This is a genomic window from Vibrio sagamiensis NBRC 104589 (assembly GCF_007990935.1).
Taxonomy (GTDB): domain Bacteria; phylum Pseudomonadota; class Gammaproteobacteria; order Enterobacterales; family Vibrionaceae; genus Vibrio; species Vibrio sagamiensis.
The window spans coordinates 1-18404 of record NZ_BJXJ01000038.1 but is presented as its reverse complement, the minus strand read 5'-3'; the positions used below and the strand labels follow the sequence as shown (position 1 = coordinate 18404).

Below are 18404 nucleotides of genomic sequence, written 5' to 3'. Positions count from 1 at the left end.
GCTCTCGTTAGGAGTAATAAAAAGACAGCATATCAGTTTCGGGCTAGGGTTTAAATAATAGTCCTTCAATCTGTGTACCATAGCCATCATGTCGGACGAGAAACGCGATAAGATGGTATATGCTTGGTTAATCTTGGTCATTTTTAGGCTAATTTACGCCAAATTACATTTTACTTTAGCAAAAAATATATACTCATTGCGTTGATATTTTTATACTGAGATCAGAAATATTAAGGAAACCATGAGAATGAATCGTCGCAGAAAGAAAAAACAGCAGGTCGATTATGTCGAATTGGTGAAACAAAAGTTCACAGCTATCGACTGGAAAGCGCTAGGCAGTAAAGCGTTCTGGCATCGTCGTTGCCAGCCAATCGTATCTTTTTGGCAGAGGCTTCCGAAGCTACATCAACGCCTATTGATGGTGTTGATCCCGTTTGTCTTGGTATTGCTGGTTTTGCCGCAACCTGCATTGACGGATGATAAGGCCTTACCGCCTGTGGAAACTCAGCGCGTGGCTATCGAGTTGAACGCAGAGAGTCTCAGTGAGCAACGTTCACTCAAAGAATCTGAATCTAAATCTGCGCTTTGGAAAACCTACACGGTTAAAACAGGTGATACGCTTGCCCAAGTGTTTCGTAGCATTCAATTGCCTATGTCTGACCTCAATGCACTGGTTAAAGTGGAAGGCAGCGATAAACCTCTTAGCCGGATTAAACAAGGTCAGCTTATTCGTTTTAAGCTAACCAAAACGGGCACACTTGACATGCTACAATTGGAAAACAGTGGTGAATCAGTGATTTTTTTCCGTCTATCTGACGGTGGCTTTGCACGAAGTAAATAAGGGAGGTAGACCTCAGTTACTTCAAAGTATATATACCCAAGCGCCTTGAGGTACTTGGGTATATATTGAGTCTTTCTTTTTCTGATACAACTAAATGTATTTATTGGAAAATCAACATCAGAAGCTGTTCAGTGGTAATATTATTTTTCTGAGCTACTTCTATGACGGTAGCGTTCTTATTATTCGTTACTATGTGATTTATTTCCATCACATCTTTTATTTCTTCAAATGACATATGCTTTAACGTTGCAATGGTTTCCATGGAAGCGTTATCTATGGCAGAGAATAAGTTTGCAGCCGGGTTACCTGTGCCATCTTCGGGTTGTAACATGCTGATACCAAATAATAGGACGCAGACAATTAACACAAGATTACTGCCTTGTTTTAAGTGCATAAAAACAGATTTTTTATGCATCAGAACATGGCTCATTACAGTTATTGTGAGTATTATGCCTATCCATTCATGCATCAAAACTACTTTTTTTGGCAGAATGTCGAAGAAAAGCATTACACCTGATACCAATACCAGCAGGCTAGTAATGATGAGAAGTGGAGTGGTTTTTTTTCTTTTTAACATAATACTATAGCCCTTACTATTCATAAGTAGAATTATAAAAGCTTGCTAAAATATAACTTATCGATTTATGACAAAACTATCATTATATGTGCCATTATTTTTTGCGTTATAACGCTTAAGTGCGGAGGAAAAAGTTGGAAGGCTTTGATACCCAAGTTCGATGGCTATATCAGTTGCACTACGACCTTGCTTGAGCATTTGATTTGCACGTTCCATTACGATCATATTTCGCCAGTCTCCAAATGAACGATTAAACTGTTTGTAAAAAAGTCGGTTTAATGTTCTCTCTGAAGCGCCACAATGTTTGGAGAAATAGTTTAAGGTAATATTTTTATTTGGTTTTAGGCATACAGAGTGAATAATTGCATTCAATCGCTTATCGAAATGGCTAGTATGTGATTTACACTCTTGTATTTGGCTAAAATGTTGTATTTGGTTCCACAGTACAACGTTATAAGCCTGTCGGGTATTTGAGTCGAAACTGAGGTGATGCTGATAATACTCATGCATTAATTGAGACCAAAGATTACTGACTCTGAGTAAGGAAGGTTTATTTGTCAATGGTTTAGGCGGAGGTTGATTGAAAAATAGTAAGCTTAAGTCAGAATCTTGAAAGAAGATTGCAGAGTGGGATTCGTTCGCAGGGATCCAAAGTGCCTGGCCATTAACAGCATAGTAGTTTTGTCCCTCAGATCGTGAAACGCATAGTCCACTATGTACATAGACTAGTTGATGCTCTTGGTGAGAGTGATAATCCGAGCGTCCCTCTATTTCATAATGTTTTATATTATGCTCTATCATATCGCTTTTTTGCTAACCTATTATGAGAGGAAATAGTATTTTTGAGTATTATTGGCATGATTATCATTACCATTCCAATGATATTTAAAAGATCAGGTATTTCATTAAACCAGTATATGCCAAATATTGTGACAAATACTAAACCAGAATATTCTGCAAAAGCAATGTCTCCAGCAGGTGCGTTTTTGTATGCCCATACTGCTAGACCATTATAGCTTAAAATACAGGCCGCACTGATCAAAACAAGCGCTAATTCTCTTGCTGTTATGGAGTGCCAATAGAACGTTGCTAATAGTGCAGAGAGAGGGAGCGAAAATAGTGTGGTCCACCATAATGTCGTCACGACAGTTTGTTCGCTAGGAAGACGTCTTACTAATATATTGAATAGAGCAAGTGTTATCGCGGTCCCTAAGGCAAAAAAAGCGGCCCAGTGAAATTGTGTAGGTCGTAACACGACTAATACACCAATGAACCCAAAACAGGTCATTAATATTTTACTTAATGAAGGATGTTCTTTAAGAAGGCATACCGACAGCGGTAGCATTAAAAGTGGTGCAGCATAGAAGACGGCATTGGCCGTTGTTAAGGGTAAGTAAGTGATAGCAACCATCATGCAGCCACTGCCTAGCAAAATAAGATGAGCTCGAATGAGTGTTATCGGAGCCTGTTTAAGATCCTTCTTCCCCTGCTTTTGTTTTAGATAAAAAGGTAAAATAAGTAACAATGTAAAACATTGGCGCAGAAACATGTATTGAAATGGTGAGATTCCGCCTTCAATTAGCTTTACGGCAACATCTGACAAAGATGCTGCCAAGTTACCGATAACCAGTAAGAGTAACGCCAAATGATTGGAAGACATCTAGCTTCCTCGACGCATATTTACGTGTAGGATGCCATCCTCAAGGTAGACATCAGAGCTGACTTCAAAACCATGCTGAGCATAGAAGTCGACAAGATGTTTTTGTGCGCCAATTTCAATGCTTTGATCAGGCCAGAGTATTTGACAATGAGTCAGCGCTTGTTGGAGTAATTGATGACCTAAACCTTGTTTTCTGGCACTCAACTTTGTGGCGACTCGACCAATACTGACACTCTCAAAAGAGACACCACTGGGCAGCAAGCGTGTACAAGCGACCAGTTGTTCATCTTGATAGCCGAGTAAATGCTGAACACCTTCGATGGTGTCTTTACCATCGAGCTCAGGATAAGGACATGTTTGTTCAACGACGAAGACATCGACACGTAAACGAAGCATTTCATACAATTGTTGATTGGTGAGTTGAGAGAAAGGCAAAAGTACCCAGTTCAGCATAGTTGTATCTCCAGGAATAAGAGGGGTTATTCAATATTGTGACGACTTTACGCTTATTTGTACTCATACTCATTAACAATGGTTAATTTTATCTGGCCTTCGCCGAAAATCTGGCGATAATGTGCTCTCTTTTCACACCACCTGAGGATATTTCCCCGTGAGCAAACCAACTTTTGACCAAGTAGGGTTAAATCCAGCCTTACTCGATACACTGGCTTCATTGAACTATACACATATGACGCCGATTCAAGCGTTGAGTTTACCGGCGATTTTAAATGCTCATGATGTTATTGGTCAGGGTAAAACAGGCTCTGGTAAAACCGCTGCGTTTGGCCTTGGTGTATTATCTAACCTTAACGTGAAGCGCTTTCGAGTTCAGTCTTTGGTACTTTGTCCTACGCGCGAGCTTGCCGATCAAGTGGCGAAAGAGATCCGTACTTTGGGTCGAGGTATTCACAATATTAAGGTACTGACTTTATGTGGCGGTATGCCAATGGGTCCTCAAATTGGTTCACTGGAGCATGGTGCACATATCTTAGTTGGTACTCCTGGCCGTATTCTTGATCACTTAGATAAAGGTCGTATCAATTTAGATGAGTTGAACACCTTGGTGCTTGATGAAGCCGATCGTATGCTGGACATGGGTTTCCAAGATGCACTCGATGCCATCATTGAGGCTGCGCCTAAACAACGTCAAACCCTGCTATTTAGTGCAACATTCCCAGAGAAGATCGAACAGATTGCTCAACGCATTATGCAATCACCTGAGATGATCAAAGTTGAATCAACGCATGATACCTCTAGTATTAAACAGTACTTTTATCAGGTTGAAGGCTCAGAAGCGCGAGATGAGGCCCTAGCCAATTTGCTTTTAACCCATCAACCAGAGTCTGCTGTGGTATTTTGTAATACTAAAAAAGAAGTACAAAGTGTTGCCGATGAACTACATAACAAAGGTTTTAGTGTGATCGATCTTCATGGTGATCTTGAGCAACGAGAGCGTGACCAAGCCTTGGTGCAATTTGCTAACAAGAGTGTGTCTATCCTTGTTGCAACGGATGTTGCCGCACGTGGCCTCGATGTCGATAACCTTGATGCAGTATTTAACTTTGAACTGTCTCGCGACCCGGAAGTCCATGTACATCGTATCGGTCGTACTGGTCGTGCAGGGAGTAAAGGGTTAGCATTTAGTTTCTATGGTGAAAAAGATGGCTTACGTGTCGCGCGTATCGAAGAATATTTAGAGATGGATGTAATGCCAGCAACATTGCCAGTGAAATCAAACCAGCAGCCATACCAAGCGAAAATGGTGACGATTAACATCGATGGCGGTAAGAAGCAGAAAGTACGTGCAGGTGACATTCTAGGCTGCTTAACTGGTAAAAACGGTATCACAGGCGCACAGGTGGGTAAGATCCAGTTAATGGCGATGCGTTCCTATGTTGCAGTGGAGAAATCTGTGGCGAAGAAAGCGTTACAGATCATCAGTAATGGCAAAATGAAAGGGCGTCAATTCCGAGCTCGTATTCTGAAATAAGCTAAACCTCACTTAATGCCAAGGCGCTCGACATTGAGCGCCTTTGTTTTTCCAGCCTATGTACTTTAGTGTCCTCGCTCTGAATCAAGCATCTTGAGGTCACTTGGGTGTCTGACCTTATTCTATGCTGTTCTTTAAGCGTGACTTAATTCGGCTAAGACTGATTGCGGTAATCCCCAAATAAGCAGCAATCTGACTGTCAGTGATTCTCTGTTCTAAATTGGGGTAATGAGTGCAGAATAATTGGTAGCGCTCTTCTGGTGTGTAAAGCAGCATAAAGCGTTCTTTGTTTTCTTTGTACATCAACTGAGCTTCGAGTAATTTGATGTAGATTGGGTGCGCCTCTTCGCGCCATTGATGAAAGACTTCGATCGGTAAACAAAACAAATGGCAAGGGGTCAGTGTTTCTAAAACATAGGGCGATGGTTGCTCTTTAATCACGCTTTCAAAGCCGATTATCCAATCTTTTTCCCAGTAAAACTCTTTACTGAACTCCTTACCTTTATCTGTTAGATAACTGGCATGGCATAAGCCCTCCAACACAAAGTAGATGTGCGAGCTGACTTCACCTTGATGATGTAAAATATGGCGCGTTGGTAATTCAAGTTGTTGTCCATGCTCTATGAGTTGCCGAGCTTCGTCAGCAATAAAGCCGAGCCGAATTAAATCGCTGGAGAGGTTGTTGGGCATAGGTAAACCTAATCGGGAAACGGGTGAAAAAAACGGCTCAATTGAGCCGCATTAATAACTTATTAATATAACTTAATCGGTTATCTTTTGCTTAGGTCAATTTGATAAACGGCAAAGCCGACTTCATCATCTGCTAAGCGTGTCATCGGGTATTGGCCTTTATTTTTGATGAACTGTGCTGCCTTGTCACCGGGTGATGTTTCAAAGCGGATATCCAATTTTTTATTGGATTGTATTGGTGCAAACGACCAGTTGTTATCTGCACTTGGTGTTACTTTACCTTTCTCTTTACTGATGCGTGAAATGTAAGCCGCTAAGATAGAGCGGTTTTCATCTGGAGAATCAAAAGCAATGAAGTCAGTGCCAGTACCGGGGAAGGCATTGCTGTATGCTCGGTAGTTGTTGGTAGCAATAATAAAGTCTTGCTTCGCATCAACCGCTTTACCGTTGAAGGTCAGATTGACAATACGTTGAGAAGTCGGATTAATGACTTTACATGAGGCGTCGTATTTAGGCGCTTGAGTCACATCGATTTGATAGTTAACGCCATCAATCACATCGAAGTTGTAGGTACGGAAGTTGTCCCAATCGATCAAGGATTGCGGTTTAGTGGTGCTAGTATCAATTTGCTTAAACTGTCCTGCACTGCATTCCAGCCACTCTTTGACTTCTTTTCCAGTCACTTTTAGTGCAACAAGCGTGTTTGGATACAAATAAAGGTCGGCAGCATTACGGAACGTTAACTGCCCAGATTCAACTTCAGTGAAGTTATTAGGATCGTTTTTACGGCCACCTGCTTTGAACGGGGCTGCGGCACTGAGAACAGGAATATCGGCTAGGTTTGGGTCACCTTGAATAAAGCGCTCTACATAATCTTTTTGTGCAAGGTTAACAATTTGAACCGTAGGATCATCTTGTACCAATGCAAGGAAGCTGTACATAACATCATTTGCTTTACCAATCGGCTGGTTCACAAAGTCACGTGTGCCTTTGTGATCGCCTTTTAACGCATCAACAATGCCTTGATCCGCTTTCGCTAGCGCTTTTTTATGAGCCTTGTCAAAGATAGGACGCGCTTCAGACTGGCCATCAACCACTTGCCACTTGCCCTCTTTCTGCTTAAGCATCAAATCCATTACGCCAACGTGGCTTCCCCAGCGTCCAGGCATGACGGCAGTGACGCCATTAATTACGCCTCTTTGATTATCTACGCCTTGTAGGTTATCAAAGCCTTTGCCTGGAAAAACAGCGTGAGAATGTCCAAATGCGATGGCATCAATCCCTTTAACCTCCGTGAGGTAATATACCGAGTTTTCAGCTCCTAGTTTGTATGGATCGGTAGATAGGCCTGAGTGAGGGATAGCAATAATGATATCAGCCCCTTCTTTTTTCATTTGTGGGACAAGCTTTTCTGCTGTGGCCTTGATGTCCTTAGCAAATACGTTGCCTTCTAGGTTCTTCTTATCCCAAACCATGATTTGAGGTGGAACAAAACCGATGTATCCGACCTTGATTTGATGTTCTTGATCATCGGTATCTTTGAATGTGTGTGTTTTGATAAGGTAAGGTTTGAAGTAGTGTTCACCCGTTTTTTGATCAAAGACGTTAGCATTGATGTAAGGGAAGTTAGCTCCCGCTGTCGAGTTTTTGAGGAAATCTAGGCCATAGTTGAATTCGTGGTTACCGATGTTACCTACATCGTAGCCTAATTGATTCATGGCTTTATAAACAGGGTGTATTTCCCCCATTTTGATTCCTTTCGCTGCCATGTAATCGCCCATTGGACTGCCTTGAAGTAAATCACCATTATCGACTAAGACACTGTTCTCTGCTTCTGCTCTGGCTTGCTTAACCAAGCTGGCCGCACGGCTTAGGCCAATTTGCTGAGAAGGCTGGTCTTTGTAGTAATCATAATCCATCACATTGGTATGAATATCAGTGGTTTCGATGATACGTAGTTTAATGGTGTCTGCCATAGCTGGGTTGGCTAGAGCGAACATACCACCGAGAACTGCGATGGAGATTGGATTAACGGCCATTTTCATGAGTAACTCCAAGTTAATGGGATAAAAGTGCAAATGCGTAATGTATCAAAGAAGCTTGTAAAGCCATCTAAGCCACACAGAAAAGTGTGAGTATAGTCGAGTTACTTAATGAGTTTCATGACAATTAATGAGTGTTGTCACAACGACATATTTTTTAATCATCCTGCTGATTTAAGCAACAACATGCCTTAGCAGTTTTTGGCATAAAAAATGAAATTTTAGAATTTCAGGTAATATGCCGCTGACGTCATAATGAGAACCATAACGATATCAACGGATGATAGGCAAGAGAATGACAGTGAATAATTCAGTGACCCCTTTTTCTGCGAAGAAGCCTCGCCTCGTGGCTCATCAACCTTTTGCTGAGCGTTCTCGTTTTGGTAAGCACCCCTTGCAAGCGGGGGAAGTGGCTTTAGTTGGTGCAGGGCCTGGCGATGCTGAGCTATTAACGATTAAAGCATTGAATTGCTTACAGCAAGCTGACGTGATTCTTTATGATTATTTGGTATCGGAAGAGATCATGGCTTTTGCCCCGAGTGACGCTATTTTAGTCTGTGTGGGCAAAAAAGCAGGACATCATAGTGTGCCACAAGAGAAGACTAATCAGCTGTTAGTTGAATTCGCTCAGCAAGGGTACAAAGTGGTGAGAATAAAAGGGGGCGATCCATTTGTGTTTGGACGCGGAGGTGAAGAGCTGGAGGTCTTGACACAAGCTGGCATCCGTTTTCAAGTGGTGCCAGGCATTACTGCCGCCGCAGGGGCCACAGCCTATGCTGGCATTCCTTTAACCCATCGTGATTATGCTCAGTCAGCGCTGTTTGTGACAGGCCACCTGAAAGAAGACAGTGACGACATGGATTGGTCGACCTTGGCCCGTGGTAATCAAACTCTGGTGATCTACATGGGGCTGATGAAATCCCATTATATCCAAGATCAATTAATTAAATTTGGTCGTTCTACTTCGACGCCTGTCGCCATTATTGAACGTGGTACTCAGGATCAACAACAAGTCTTTACTGGGCAACTCAACCAACTTGCTGAACTGTCTAAACATGCTCAGTCACCATCATTAATTGTGGTGGGTGAAGTCGTCACGTTGCATCAGAAATTGGATTGGTTCTCACCACAAACGGCTGAAGAACCTAGTGCGATGGCCCAAGCAATATAAGCACGCAATATAAATCAGCACTCGATTTTAAAAGCTCAAAAGGAAAGGTAACACATGGACCAACAACGTTTAACTCACTTGAAACAACTGGAGGCGGAGAGTATCCATATCATCCGTGAGGTTGCGGCTGAGTTTGATAATCCTGTCATGATGTATTCGATTGGCAAAGACTCTTCCGTCATGCTCCATCTGGCACGTAAAGCTTTTTATCCCGGTAAAATTCCGTTTCCTCTATTACATGTCGATACCGATTGGAAATTTCGCGAGATGATTGAGTTTCGTGATCGTACTGCCGAGAAGTACGGTTTTGAGTTGTTGGTTCATAAGAACCCAGAGGGACTTGCCATGGGATGTAGCCCATTTATTCACGGCTCTTCGAAGCACACTGACATTATGAAAACTCAGGGCTTAAAGCAAGCTCTGAACAAGTACGGATTCGACGCAGCTTTTGGTGGCGCTCGACGTGATGAAGAAAAATCCCGTGCTAAAGAACGAGTCTATTCATTCCGCGATAAAAACCATACGTGGGATCCTAAGAGCCAGCGTCCGGAGTTGTGGAAGACGTACAACGGTCAGGTGAATAAAGGTGAAAGCATTCGAGTCTTCCCTCTATCTAACTGGACTGAGTTAGATATTTGGCAATACATCTATCTGGAAAATATTGAAATCGTCCCTTTGTATTTAGCTGACAAACGTCCAGTTGTTGAACGTGATGGAATGCTCATCATGGTTGACGATGAACGTATGGAGCTAGAACCAGGAGAAGTGATTGAAGAGAAAAGTGTTCGTTTTCGTACCCTAGGTTGCTACCCATTAACGGGAGCGATTGAATCAGAAGCGAATACATTAACTGGCATCATTGAAGAAATGCTGGTGGCGACCTCCAGTGAGCGACAGGGGCGTGCGATCGATCATGATCAATCAGGATCGATGGAGCTGAAAAAGCGTCAAGGTTATTTCTAAAGGATCAAAGGGAAGAGAATGAACAGTGCAGTTGAAGCTCAATTAGCCGAGCTTGGTATTGAAGGCTATTTAACACAACATCAGTACAAGTCGTTACTTAGATTCCTGACTTGTGGTTCGGTAGATGACGGGAAAAGTACGCTAATTGGCCGTTTGCTCCACGATTCTAAACAAATTTATGAAGATCAATTAGCGGCCGTTCATTCTGATAGTCAACGGGTCGGCACGACTGGCGAGAAACCTGATTTGGCATTGCTGGTCGATGGTCTACAAGCAGAGCGTGAACAAGGCATTACCATCGATGTGGCTTATCGTTATTTTTCAACCCAAAAACGTAAGTTCATTATTGCCGATACACCAGGACATGAACAATATACTCGAAATATGGCGACTGGAGCCTCAACGTGTGATCTTGCGGTGATTTTGATTGATGCGCGTAAAGGCGTATTAGATCAAACTCGTCGTCACTCGTTTATTTCTAATTTACTGGGATTGAAACATTTTATTGTCGCGATCAATAAAATGGATCTCGTTGACTATTCTCAACAGCGCTTTGAAGAGATTCGTGATGAATACCTGCAGTTTTCTGAGAACTTAACCGGAAATACCAATATTCAGATCATTCCTATCTCTGCCTTAGAGGGCGACAACGTGGTGGATAAAGGCATCCAATTGAGTTGGTTTGAAGGCCCATCTTTATTGGAGCTGCTTGAAAATGTCGATGTTGATCAAGAGAAAGGCGAGGGAGAGTTTCGTTTTCCTGTGCAGTATGTCAGTCGACCGAACCTTGATTTTAGAGGTTTTGCTGGCACGATTTCCTCGGGCTCGATAAAAGTTGGAGATGCGATTAAGGCTTTACCTTCTGGTAAAGCTTCAACAGTTGCACGTATCGTAACTTTTGATGGTGATGTGCAAGAAGCACAGGCAGGTCTTGCCGTCACTCTGACTTTAAACGATGAAATTGATATCAGTCGTGGTGACTTGATTGTTCTAGAAAATACTCAAGTAGAATCAACTAACCACTTGTTGGCTGATGTTGTATGGATGACAGAGCAGCCTTTGCAGTCAGGCCGAGATTATGACATCAAAATTGCAGGGAAGAAGACGGTTGGGCGTTTAGAATCGATTCATCATCAATACAATATCAATAACTTATCGACCTACAGCACATCTGAATTACCACTCAATGGGATTGGCTTATGTGAATGGTCGTTAACGGAAGCAGTAGCACTCGACCGTTATCAAGACTGTGTCGATACTGGCGGTTTTATTATTATTGACCGTTTAACCAACGTGACAGTGGGCGCTGGGATGGTGAAAAGCAGTCTCGCCACGATTGAACGCAGTTTAGCGGATATTTCAGCTTTTGAGCTTGAGCTTAATGCACTGGTTAGGAAACACTTTCCTCACTGGGAAGCAAAGGACCTCAGCCAAATGTTGCAGCATTCATAAATCAGTTTCATGTGTCAGTGAGCCGCTCCCCCAAGAACCCAGAGTGCTGATATCGATTTTGGTTGAGCCTCTGGTGTTCTTTTTCGCTGACTGATGGCTTTTTGTGACTGATCGTTCTTTATGACGGATTGTTCTGTGTACTGACCAACTGGTTTTATCCGACAAGGCTCTCATCAGGTGGTCGTATCGCTCGGTTCAAGCTGTTGTGTTACTTGCATTGGGCTTATTGCTAAGGAAATATTATGTGGGAACAAGTGATGGTATTTGCGATCTTGCTGGGTATTATTACTTGTTTGATCATGACAAAGCTAAAGCCCAGTTATGTATTTGCGGGTGCTGCTTTTATTGCCTTTATGCTCGGTTGTATTGAACTTCAAACGGTTGCATCGAACTTCACCAATGCTTCTTTATTGACTTTGGTGCTGCTGATCTTGGTTTCTTGTGCGCTTGAAAAGACCTTGTTAATCAGTTGGGTGAGTCGCAGTATTTCTCAAGGACGTTTAGGCAGTGTGATCGCTAAACTGGGTCTCTCAACAGCATTGCTTTCCTCTTTCACGAATAACACCGCGGTTGTGGTGTCTTTAATTGGTGCGATAAAACGTAATCAGCAACATGCGCCTTCTAAGTTGTTAATTCCTCTTTCTTATGCCGCAATTTTGGGTGGTACGCTGACGTTGATCGGCACCTCAACCAATTTGATCATCAATAGCTTTGTCGAAGATGTTGGCTTGCCAAGCTTGAGCTTTTTCAGTCCGACCTTGATAGGTTTGGTGGTGCTTTTCTGTGGGTTATTAATTTTGATCCCGCTGAGCTATTTGTTACCCAGTTATGATGAGCAAAACCAAGAGGAGTTACCGTACTTTTTAGAATCGCGCGTAGAATCAGATTCTCCTTTGGTTGGTCATACGATTAGCAAAAATAATTTGCGAGCCTTACGAAAGTTATTTTTAGCGGAAGTGATTCGTGATGGTGTGACGGTGCCATCGGTTGGGCCTGACTTTGTCCTTGAAGCACGCGATCGATTATTGTTTTGTGGTGATGTTGAAAGTGTTGCAACCTTACAGGAAATTCCGGGTTTAACCCTATTTGGTCAGCAACACCTCAATGGTCAAAACTTTATGGAAGTGGTCGTGAGCTCTTCTGCCACTTTTTGTCATCAGACCCTGAAGCAAAGTCGCTTTCGTGATCGCTTTGACGCGGTGGTTGTCGCCATTCGTCGAGGTCATGAACGTTTGGAAGGTGGATTGGGAAATATTCATCTTGCCCCCGGTGATACATTAGTTCTAGTGCCAGGAAAACGTTTTGAAGCTGAGCGTAAAGCGCATCGTAAAGAGTTTGTTGTTATTAATGATTTGGATTCTAGTGCGCGCTTGGATCGTAATAAGTCTGCTTTTGTATTGGCTGGCTTTGCTACTGTGATTGCTGGAGCGTTGCTGGAGTGGGTACCGATACTTAAAGGCTTGGCTGCTTATTTACTCACTTTACTGGCCTTTGGTGTGATTCAAATGTCTGAACTGCGGCGTCGCTTTCCCATCGATATTGTGGTGATCGTTGGCTGTGCGCTGTCGATTGCTCAGTTAATGATATCGTCAGGGCTTTCGGTTCGTATGGGCGAAGTGTTCATGCAAGCTTTTGATGGCTGGGGGGTGTTTGGAGCGTTAGTGGCCACTTACATCATGACGTTGGTATTAACCGAACTTGTCACCAATAATGCTGCTGCAGCGTTATCTTTCCCGATTGGCTACAGTATGGCAGTAGGCTATGGCGTTGATCCTATGCCGTTTATTATGGCGGTGTTATTTGGGGCCAGTGCCAGCTTTATTTCACCTTATGGCTACCAAACCAACTTGTTGGTTTATAGCGTAGGTAACTACACATTGAGTGACTATGTGAGAGTCGGGGTACCGATCTCGATTGTTTATTCTGTTCTTGTACTTACGTTGATTCCGGTCTTCTTCCCCTTTTAATTTTAAAATATTCAGAAGGTTACTATGACAGTCGATACCCTGTTAAAAGATCAAAATATTGTTTGGCACCAGCACGCTATTGATAAGCGGACTCGTGCCAATTTAAAGCAGCAAAAACCTGCCGTGCTGTGGTTTACCGGGCTGTCTGGTGCAGGAAAATCGACAGTAGCTGGGGCCTTAGAAACACGCTTAGCGCAGTTGGGTTATCATACTTATTTGCTGGATGGGGATAATGTTCGTCATGGACTGTGTCGTGATCTCGGCTTTTCGGAACAGGATCGCCGTGAAAATATTCGTCGTATTGGTGAATTAGCAAAGTTGATGGCAGATGCGGGTTTGATTGTCTTATCTGCTTTTATCTCACCACATCGTGAAGAACGTCAGTTAGTTCGTGATTTACTGCCAGAAAATGAATTTATTGAGGTCTACGTTAATGCTTCTTTAGAAGTGTGCGAAAAAAGAGATCCTAAAGGGCTATACAAAAAAGCACGAGCAGGGGAGATCCGCCACTTCACAGGGATTGACTCAGAATATCAGGCCCCACTCACTCCCGAGATCGATTTACCTGCTGGTGAGAAAAGTGTGGCTGAGCTTGTTGAGCTGTGTATCGAAACCATGCAGCAGCGAGGCATTATTCGTTAGGGCTAAATCAACAGGCATCCCTCGTAGTTTGAGTGATAGAGTGTCTATCCAAGCACCCTGAGGTTACTTGGGTATCATCGCATGTAATGGTGATATTAGACGGTATAGTCCACCGTGCTTTTTACATCACTTTGCACGCTAAACTTGTGATTTAACAGGGCGATCATTTGATCGTAGAACTGGCTGTTGGGTTTATTACCGAGTAATCGACATAACTCGTTCCCCGTCGGTGTAAAGCGATAGTACAGCAGACGAACTCCTTTACTATGTACCTGCAGGGAGAGGTTTTTCCCCTGATAGTTGAGCAGCAGAGGGGAGTCAATGTCAATCTCTCCTGATTCCAACTCAGTACGGTGAAGTAATCCAAGCTCTATTAACACTAATAGACTTGAAAAGGGCAATTGAAAGTTACCCATATTGAGATGGTAATTGGAGTCGCGTTTGCCAAAACTGAACAGGCCATTATGAGATTTATAGCCAGTTAATAGCTTTTTGCTGGTATCGCCGCCAAAACTACAAGCCAAAGCCGCTGAACGTTGTAATGCTTGTGCTTCTTTTAGAGACATATCTTTGAGTACTTTTAATGCTTTTAGTGACGTTGACCCCGGATTTATCACCTCTAGTTTCATCACTTGTGCCCATAGTTTCTGCATAGCGTTATTTTGGATATCTTGGGCGAGATCGAAAAAGCGTGTGAGCCAATCTGGGTCTGGGTCTCCCGCTGTTTCATCACGGCATGCACTGTGTGACAGCTTTAAAATTTGCTCTAGGTTTTTTTGTCTTTGTTCTTGGCGACGTTGCTCCCGCAGTTGAGCTCTTTCTTGAGTGTTTTTCACAGGTGGTTCTGAGTGCATGAGAGCATCAAGTCCATATATTTGAGCGATATTCTTTACTCGATCAGCACTGCCTTTAATATAACTGGATTTCTTATCATTATTTGCTGTTTCTTTTGAGTTGATAACAGATGGCTGAATGGGTTCCGTCATGTATTCTCCTATCGAGTGCTGACAAATGCTGCTTTCCTGAATCTACACCTTTCTGACTTTTGCAACTATTACCTCATCATTATTTTTACAAAATAAATACTACCCAAAATGATAACAAGTTGTTAAAGTTGTTATCATTGATTGGAGGAAAGATGAAGTATTTAGATGTAAGAAAGCTAAAGAAATATCTATCGTTTGTATTTGTCTTTACAATTTACATTGGATCGTTAGCGTATTTATCGCGCTATATTGTTTAGTTTATTTTTAATGATTTTAATATAGATCAAGAACTAACGTCTTCGAATGGTCAATGCGTTGTAAAGTTAGGTTCATCGTGTTTAATGTAGTCTTTTTAAGTTAATTAGTGATAGTTGATGAGCCTTAAAACTTTGTTAATAAGGTCCAGATATAAAAAAGCGCTACAAGAGCGCTTTTTTACCAAGGCTGATAAAACTAATTACATATCATCATAGGGTTCAAGTTTGGAGCCTTCAAGTACGTAACCTGTTTCTGCGATTTCATGGTTCATTGTTTGTGTTTTCAATGTACCGATAACATAAACCACATCCCATAAGTCTTGTACTGGCGCACCTTTAGGAAACTTCACATAGATGATTTGGTTTGGTGGTGGTGGTGGTACATGAATACATGCTCCAAAGTAAGGCACGAGTAAAAACTCAGTGACAGAGTTAGCATCACCCTCTAATGGTATAACAAACCCAGGTATCTTAACGGTTTTACCATTCAGATCTTTACGTACCATACCGACTTTATTTTGTTTGGCTTGGCCGCCACTGTGGTTAGCAGCCGGCATTCCACCAGAATCAAACATTTTTCGTTCTGCTTCAGGAATGAGATCGATCCAATCCAAGACTTGTACTTTACTTTCTGTCTGCACTGCTTTTTTAGCATCGCTGTTTTTATTTACTTCACTGGTTGAAGCTGCAGCAGCGATACCTGTTGTCGTTAATGACATCAGCAGGACGCTATTTACCAAAATATTTTTCCACATAATCTATTAAATCCTTATGGTCATTCCATCGCTGAGTGATTGTTGATAAGCACGAAATGCTGGGATAAAGCCAATAAAAATACCTGCGCACTGGACTAAACCAATCAGTATCCATTCATAACTCGACAGAGGCGTTAACGATATATGGATACCATAATGCTGCTGAATGAGAGGCTGTATAAAAGCGAGCACCAGATAGAGGCCGACCACACCTGTTATAATACCCGCGAAAGTCAGTAGACTGGCTTCACTAATTAATAACGAGAAAATGTGTTTTGGCCTAGCCCCCATGGCCCTAAGAATCGCCATTTCGCGCCTGCGTTCTTGTAAGCTGGTTAGAAGGCTACTGAGCATGCCCAGTAGGCCTGCAATGACAACAAAGCCAGACACTGCCATTAAGGCTTGCTCCGCCACGGACATCATACCCCATAATTCTTGCAGTGCGACACCCGGCATAATAGCGCTGAGTGGCTCTTGGGTATAGGTGTTAATTTGTCTTTGTAGTGTAAAGGTTTGAATTCTCGACTTCAAACCGACAAGCATGGCGGTAATTTGTTCTGGTTGTAGCGCTTTTGTTTTTAACGTCTCTGCATCTGGAGTTGGCCCCAAGCGAGCGCCACTTTCCCATCCCACGTGTATTGCTTCAATGGCTTCTAAGGAAACATGGACGGTCTTATCAACCGGTGTGCCCGTTGGCGCCAGAATACCGACAACTTTGAAAGGTAAGTTATCATGCCTGCTAAAACCAACGTCGCTGATGCCATGAGCAATGATGATCTCGCTACCAATTTTGTAGCCAAGCTGTTTTGCTACGTCCGCGCCTAAGACGGTTTCAAATAAACCATTGAACTCCTTACCTTGAGAGAAAGTAAGTGGTTGCTTACTTCCATATTTATAATGCTCAAAGTAGCTGTGGTTGGTGCCCATTACTCGGAACCCTTTATGGGAATCACCGAGTGAAATCGGGATAGCCCAATCTACAGCTCGGTGATTGGCAAATTCTTGGTAACTTTTCCAGTCAATGTTATTGGTTGCATTACCAATGCGAAATACGGAATAGAGCAACAGGTTAACTTGTCCTGAACGGCCACCAATAATTAAGTCTGTTCCCGAAATGGTATTAGCGAAACTGTCTTTTGCCTCAGTTCGAATTCGCTCTACACCCAGTAAAAGAACAACGGAGATAGAAACTGTCAAAACAGTCAGTAGCGCCGTCGCTTTACGATTCATCAAGCTCTTCCAAGCGAGTATTGCGATGGTTTTCATGATCTTTCCCCCATGTGCTGAGCTTGATTGATTTCAGGTAAGCTAATGACTTTGTGGAATAAAGGCTCTAGCGTCGGGTCATGGCTAACAAAAATGAGTGTGGCGTTAGCGTGGCTGGTTTGCTCCATGAGCAATTCGATAAAGGCTTTGCGATTATCATGATCTAAGGCAGAAGTGGGTTCATCGGCAATAACCAGCCCTGGATTACCTATTAGTGCGCGAGCTGCGGCGACACGTTGTTGCTGACCAATACTGAGTTCGGAGACCCGTCGATGATGTAATTCTTCGGGCAGGCGTAAACGGGTCAGGAGTGCGATGGCCTGCTCTTTCATTGTATGGAGAGAAGCATTAGGTGCGCCTCTACGCAGACGGACCTCACTGAACTGGCAGGGAATAAGGACATTTTCCACGACCGTTAAGTAAGGCAATAAGTTAAATTGTTGGAAAATATAGCCAATATGATCAGCGCGGAATTTATCGCGTTGGCTTGAGCGCAACTGAGCAAGATCGGTACCTAACACCGATAAGGTTCCTGAAGAAAGCACATTGATGCCCGTAAGCAAGGCAAGTAAGGTTGATTTACCGCAGCCACTAGGACCTTTAATAAACACATGTTCGCCATGAGCAATGTTTAATTGTTTAATATCAATGGTGGCGTTTGCTGAGCCGGGCCAGACAAACTTAGCGTTATTGAGCTCAACAACGTTTGACGTGGTTTCAGTCATGTTGGTTACCAAAGTTGCAATGAGGGGTAAGTAGTTACTTACTCCCTCATTTTGTTTTAATCAAGGCCTTCAAAATACTTTAATCACGCAATATTCTTATTACATAATATTTTCACTACACACTATTCTCATTGCAGTCATGATACAAAGTGATTTTAGTGTCTGTTTAAAGGCCATTGATTGTGACACGGGTGATTATTTTAGCTTGATACGGGTCTTGGTTTTATCAAGCTCTGTTGAAGCCTGAATGTTATCGGTAAATACGTTGGCGTTGATTGCCTTTGTGGTAACAAACTGGGTAAACCAAGAGGTATCGATAGAGTCGAGTTGAGTGATGTTCTCACAATGGAACTGGTATTGTGCAGAAAATTCACCATGGCCGCCATGTTTGTGATCGTGATGTTCTTCATGATCGTGGCC

General features: G+C 42.7%; 18 protein-coding genes. 7 read left to right on the top strand and 11 right to left on the bottom strand.

The window, feature by feature from the left end; translation table 11 throughout:
* Nucleotides 1–247: 247 nt before the first annotated feature.
* Nucleotides 248–841, top strand: a complete 594-nt coding sequence (locus VSA01S_RS15790; RefSeq protein WP_039980630.1) for a LysM-like peptidoglycan-binding domain-containing protein — start codon at nucleotides 248–250, stop codon at nucleotides 839–841.
* Between the two features lie 100 nt (nucleotides 842–941).
* On the opposite strand, the gene VSA01S_RS15785 is transcribed toward VSA01S_RS15790, so the two are convergent.
* The 4 genes from VSA01S_RS15785 to VSA01S_RS15770 are packed head-to-tail and all read right to left on the bottom strand — an operon-like array spanning nucleotide 942 to nucleotide 3531.
* Complete coding sequence (locus VSA01S_RS15785; protein WP_039980629.1) at nucleotides 942–1418, bottom strand: DUF4405 domain-containing protein; 477 nt, start codon at nucleotides 1416–1418, stop codon at nucleotides 942–944.
* Nucleotides 1419–1475: 57 nt separating this feature from the next.
* On the bottom strand, nucleotides 1476–2219 hold the full coding sequence (locus VSA01S_RS15780; protein WP_050567317.1) for an AraC family transcriptional regulator: 744 nt from the start codon (nucleotides 2217–2219) through the stop codon (nucleotides 1476–1478).
* On the bottom strand, nucleotides 2206–3078 hold the full coding sequence (locus VSA01S_RS15775; protein WP_039980628.1) for a DMT family transporter: 873 nt from the start codon (nucleotides 3076–3078) through the stop codon (nucleotides 2206–2208). Before VSA01S_RS15775 ends, VSA01S_RS15780 begins: the two co-directional genes overlap by 14 nt.
* Nucleotides 3079–3531 (bottom strand): GNAT family N-acetyltransferase, encoded by a 453-nt coding sequence (locus VSA01S_RS15770; RefSeq protein ID WP_039980627.1) that lies wholly within the window; start codon nucleotides 3529–3531, stop codon nucleotides 3079–3081. It lies immediately after the preceding gene.
* Between the two features lie 157 nt (nucleotides 3532–3688).
* On the opposite strand from VSA01S_RS15770, the gene dbpA reads away from it, so the two are divergent.
* Entirely contained in the window at nucleotides 3689–5068 is a 1380-nt protein-coding gene (dbpA, locus tag VSA01S_RS15765) for an ATP-dependent RNA helicase DbpA (protein WP_039980626.1), read from the top strand.
* A 117-nt stretch (nucleotides 5069–5185) separates the two neighbouring features.
* On the opposite strand, the gene VSA01S_RS15760 is transcribed toward dbpA, so the two are convergent.
* Entirely contained in the window at nucleotides 5186–5758 is a 573-nt protein-coding gene (locus VSA01S_RS15760) for a Crp/Fnr family transcriptional regulator (RefSeq protein WP_039980625.1), read from the bottom strand.
* 80 nt (nucleotides 5759–5838) lie between these two features.
* A complete protein-coding gene (locus VSA01S_RS15755) occupies nucleotides 5839–7803 on the bottom strand; it encodes a bifunctional 2',3'-cyclic-nucleotide 2'-phosphodiesterase/3'-nucleotidase (RefSeq protein ID WP_039980624.1) in 1965 nt (654 codons plus the stop codon).
* A gap of 292 nt (nucleotides 7804–8095) precedes the next feature.
* Here VSA01S_RS15755 and cobA point away from each other — a divergent pair, with 292 nt between their 5' ends.
* The 5 genes from cobA (at nucleotide 8096) to cysC (ending at nucleotide 13995) form a co-directional block, all read left to right on the top strand.
* Nucleotides 8096–8971 carry a uroporphyrinogen-III C-methyltransferase gene (cobA, locus tag VSA01S_RS15750; protein ID WP_050567316.1) on the top strand — a complete coding sequence of 292 codons (876 nt, stop codon included), beginning with the start codon at nucleotides 8096–8098 and terminating at the stop codon, nucleotides 8969–8971.
* A gap of 54 nt (nucleotides 8972–9025) precedes the next feature.
* The gene (gene cysD, locus VSA01S_RS15745; RefSeq protein WP_039980622.1) at nucleotides 9026–9934 is read left to right on the top strand and encodes a sulfate adenylyltransferase subunit CysD; all 909 of its coding nucleotides are present in this window, start codon (nucleotides 9026–9028) and stop codon (nucleotides 9932–9934) included.
* An 18-nt stretch (nucleotides 9935–9952) separates the two neighbouring features.
* Complete coding sequence (gene cysN / locus VSA01S_RS15740; protein ID WP_039980621.1) at nucleotides 9953–11386, top strand: sulfate adenylyltransferase subunit CysN; 1434 nt, start codon at nucleotides 9953–9955, stop codon at nucleotides 11384–11386.
* 242 nt (nucleotides 11387–11628) lie between these two features.
* The gene (locus tag VSA01S_RS15735) at nucleotides 11629–13353 is read left to right on the top strand and encodes an SLC13 family permease (RefSeq protein ID WP_039980619.1); all 1725 of its coding nucleotides are present in this window, start codon (nucleotides 11629–11631) and stop codon (nucleotides 13351–13353) included.
* 24 nt (nucleotides 13354–13377) lie between these two features.
* On the top strand, nucleotides 13378–13995 hold the full coding sequence (gene cysC / locus VSA01S_RS15730) for an adenylyl-sulfate kinase (RefSeq protein ID WP_039980618.1): 618 nt from the start codon (nucleotides 13378–13380) through the stop codon (nucleotides 13993–13995).
* Nucleotides 13996–14090: 95 nt separating this feature from the next.
* Here the strand turns inward: cysC and VSA01S_RS15725 are convergent, their stop codons facing one another.
* The 5 genes from VSA01S_RS15725 to VSA01S_RS15705 all read right to left on the bottom strand — a co-directional run.
* Entirely contained in the window at nucleotides 14091–14981 is an 891-nt protein-coding gene (locus tag VSA01S_RS15725) for a TIGR03899 family protein (RefSeq protein WP_039980617.1), read from the bottom strand.
* Nucleotides 14982–15438: 457 nt separating this feature from the next.
* Nucleotides 15439–15993, bottom strand: a complete 555-nt coding sequence (locus VSA01S_RS15720; protein WP_227739615.1) for a DUF3299 domain-containing protein — start codon at nucleotides 15991–15993, stop codon at nucleotides 15439–15441.
* Nucleotides 15994–15999: 6 nt separating this feature from the next.
* Nucleotides 16000–17259 carry an ABC transporter permease gene (locus tag VSA01S_RS15715; protein WP_039980616.1) on the bottom strand — a complete coding sequence of 420 codons (1260 nt, stop codon included), beginning with the start codon at nucleotides 17257–17259 and terminating at the stop codon, nucleotides 16000–16002.
* On the bottom strand, nucleotides 17256–17984 hold the full coding sequence (locus tag VSA01S_RS15710; protein ID WP_039980615.1) for an ABC transporter ATP-binding protein: 729 nt from the start codon (nucleotides 17982–17984) through the stop codon (nucleotides 17256–17258). Before VSA01S_RS15710 ends, VSA01S_RS15715 begins: the two co-directional genes overlap by 4 nt.
* Nucleotides 17985–18179: 195 nt before the next feature.
* On the bottom strand, nucleotides 18180–18404 hold a 225-nt coding region (locus VSA01S_RS15705; RefSeq protein WP_147052721.1), incomplete at its 5' end, for a ZrgA family zinc uptake protein.

Bases quoted from the DNA above. Each gene is read 5' to 3' on its own strand.
- VSA01S_RS15790 (WP_039980630.1), top strand. From the start codon at position 248: ATGAATCGTCGCAGAAAGAAAAAACAGCAGGTCGATTATGTCGAATTG.
- VSA01S_RS15785 (WP_039980629.1), bottom strand. From the start codon at position 1,418: ATGTTAAAAAGAAAAAAAACCACTCCACTTCTCATCATTACTAGCCTG.
- VSA01S_RS15780 (WP_050567317.1), bottom strand. From the start codon at position 2,219: ATGATAGAGCATAATATAAAACATTATGAAATAGAGGGACGCTCGGAT.
- VSA01S_RS15775 (WP_039980628.1), bottom strand. From the start codon at position 3,078: ATGTCTTCCAATCATTTGGCGTTACTCTTACTGGTTATCGGTAACTTG.
- VSA01S_RS15770 (WP_039980627.1), bottom strand. From the start codon at position 3,531: ATGCTGAACTGGGTACTTTTGCCTTTCTCTCAACTCACCAATCAACAA.
- VSA01S_RS15760 (WP_039980625.1), bottom strand. From the start codon at position 5,758: ATGCCCAACAACCTCTCCAGCGATTTAATTCGGCTCGGCTTTATTGCT.
- VSA01S_RS15755 (WP_039980624.1), bottom strand. From the start codon at position 7,803: ATGAAAATGGCCGTTAATCCAATCTCCATCGCAGTTCTCGGTGGTATG.
- cobA (WP_050567316.1), top strand. From the start codon at position 8,096: ATGACAGTGAATAATTCAGTGACCCCTTTTTCTGCGAAGAAGCCTCGC.
- cysD (WP_039980622.1), top strand. From the start codon at position 9,026: ATGGACCAACAACGTTTAACTCACTTGAAACAACTGGAGGCGGAGAGT.
- cysN (WP_039980621.1), top strand. From the start codon at position 9,953: ATGAACAGTGCAGTTGAAGCTCAATTAGCCGAGCTTGGTATTGAAGGC.
- VSA01S_RS15735 (WP_039980619.1), top strand. From the start codon at position 11,629: ATGTGGGAACAAGTGATGGTATTTGCGATCTTGCTGGGTATTATTACT.
- cysC (WP_039980618.1), top strand. From the start codon at position 13,378: ATGACAGTCGATACCCTGTTAAAAGATCAAAATATTGTTTGGCACCAG.
- VSA01S_RS15725 (WP_039980617.1), bottom strand. From the start codon at position 14,981: ATGACGGAACCCATTCAGCCATCTGTTATCAACTCAAAAGAAACAGCA.
- VSA01S_RS15720 (WP_227739615.1), bottom strand. From the start codon at position 15,993: ATGTGGAAAAATATTTTGGTAAATAGCGTCCTGCTGATGTCATTAACG.
- VSA01S_RS15715 (WP_039980616.1), bottom strand. From the start codon at position 17,259: ATGAAAACCATCGCAATACTCGCTTGGAAGAGCTTGATGAATCGTAAA.
- VSA01S_RS15710 (WP_039980615.1), bottom strand. From the start codon at position 17,984: ATGACTGAAACCACGTCAAACGTTGTTGAGCTCAATAACGCTAAGTTT.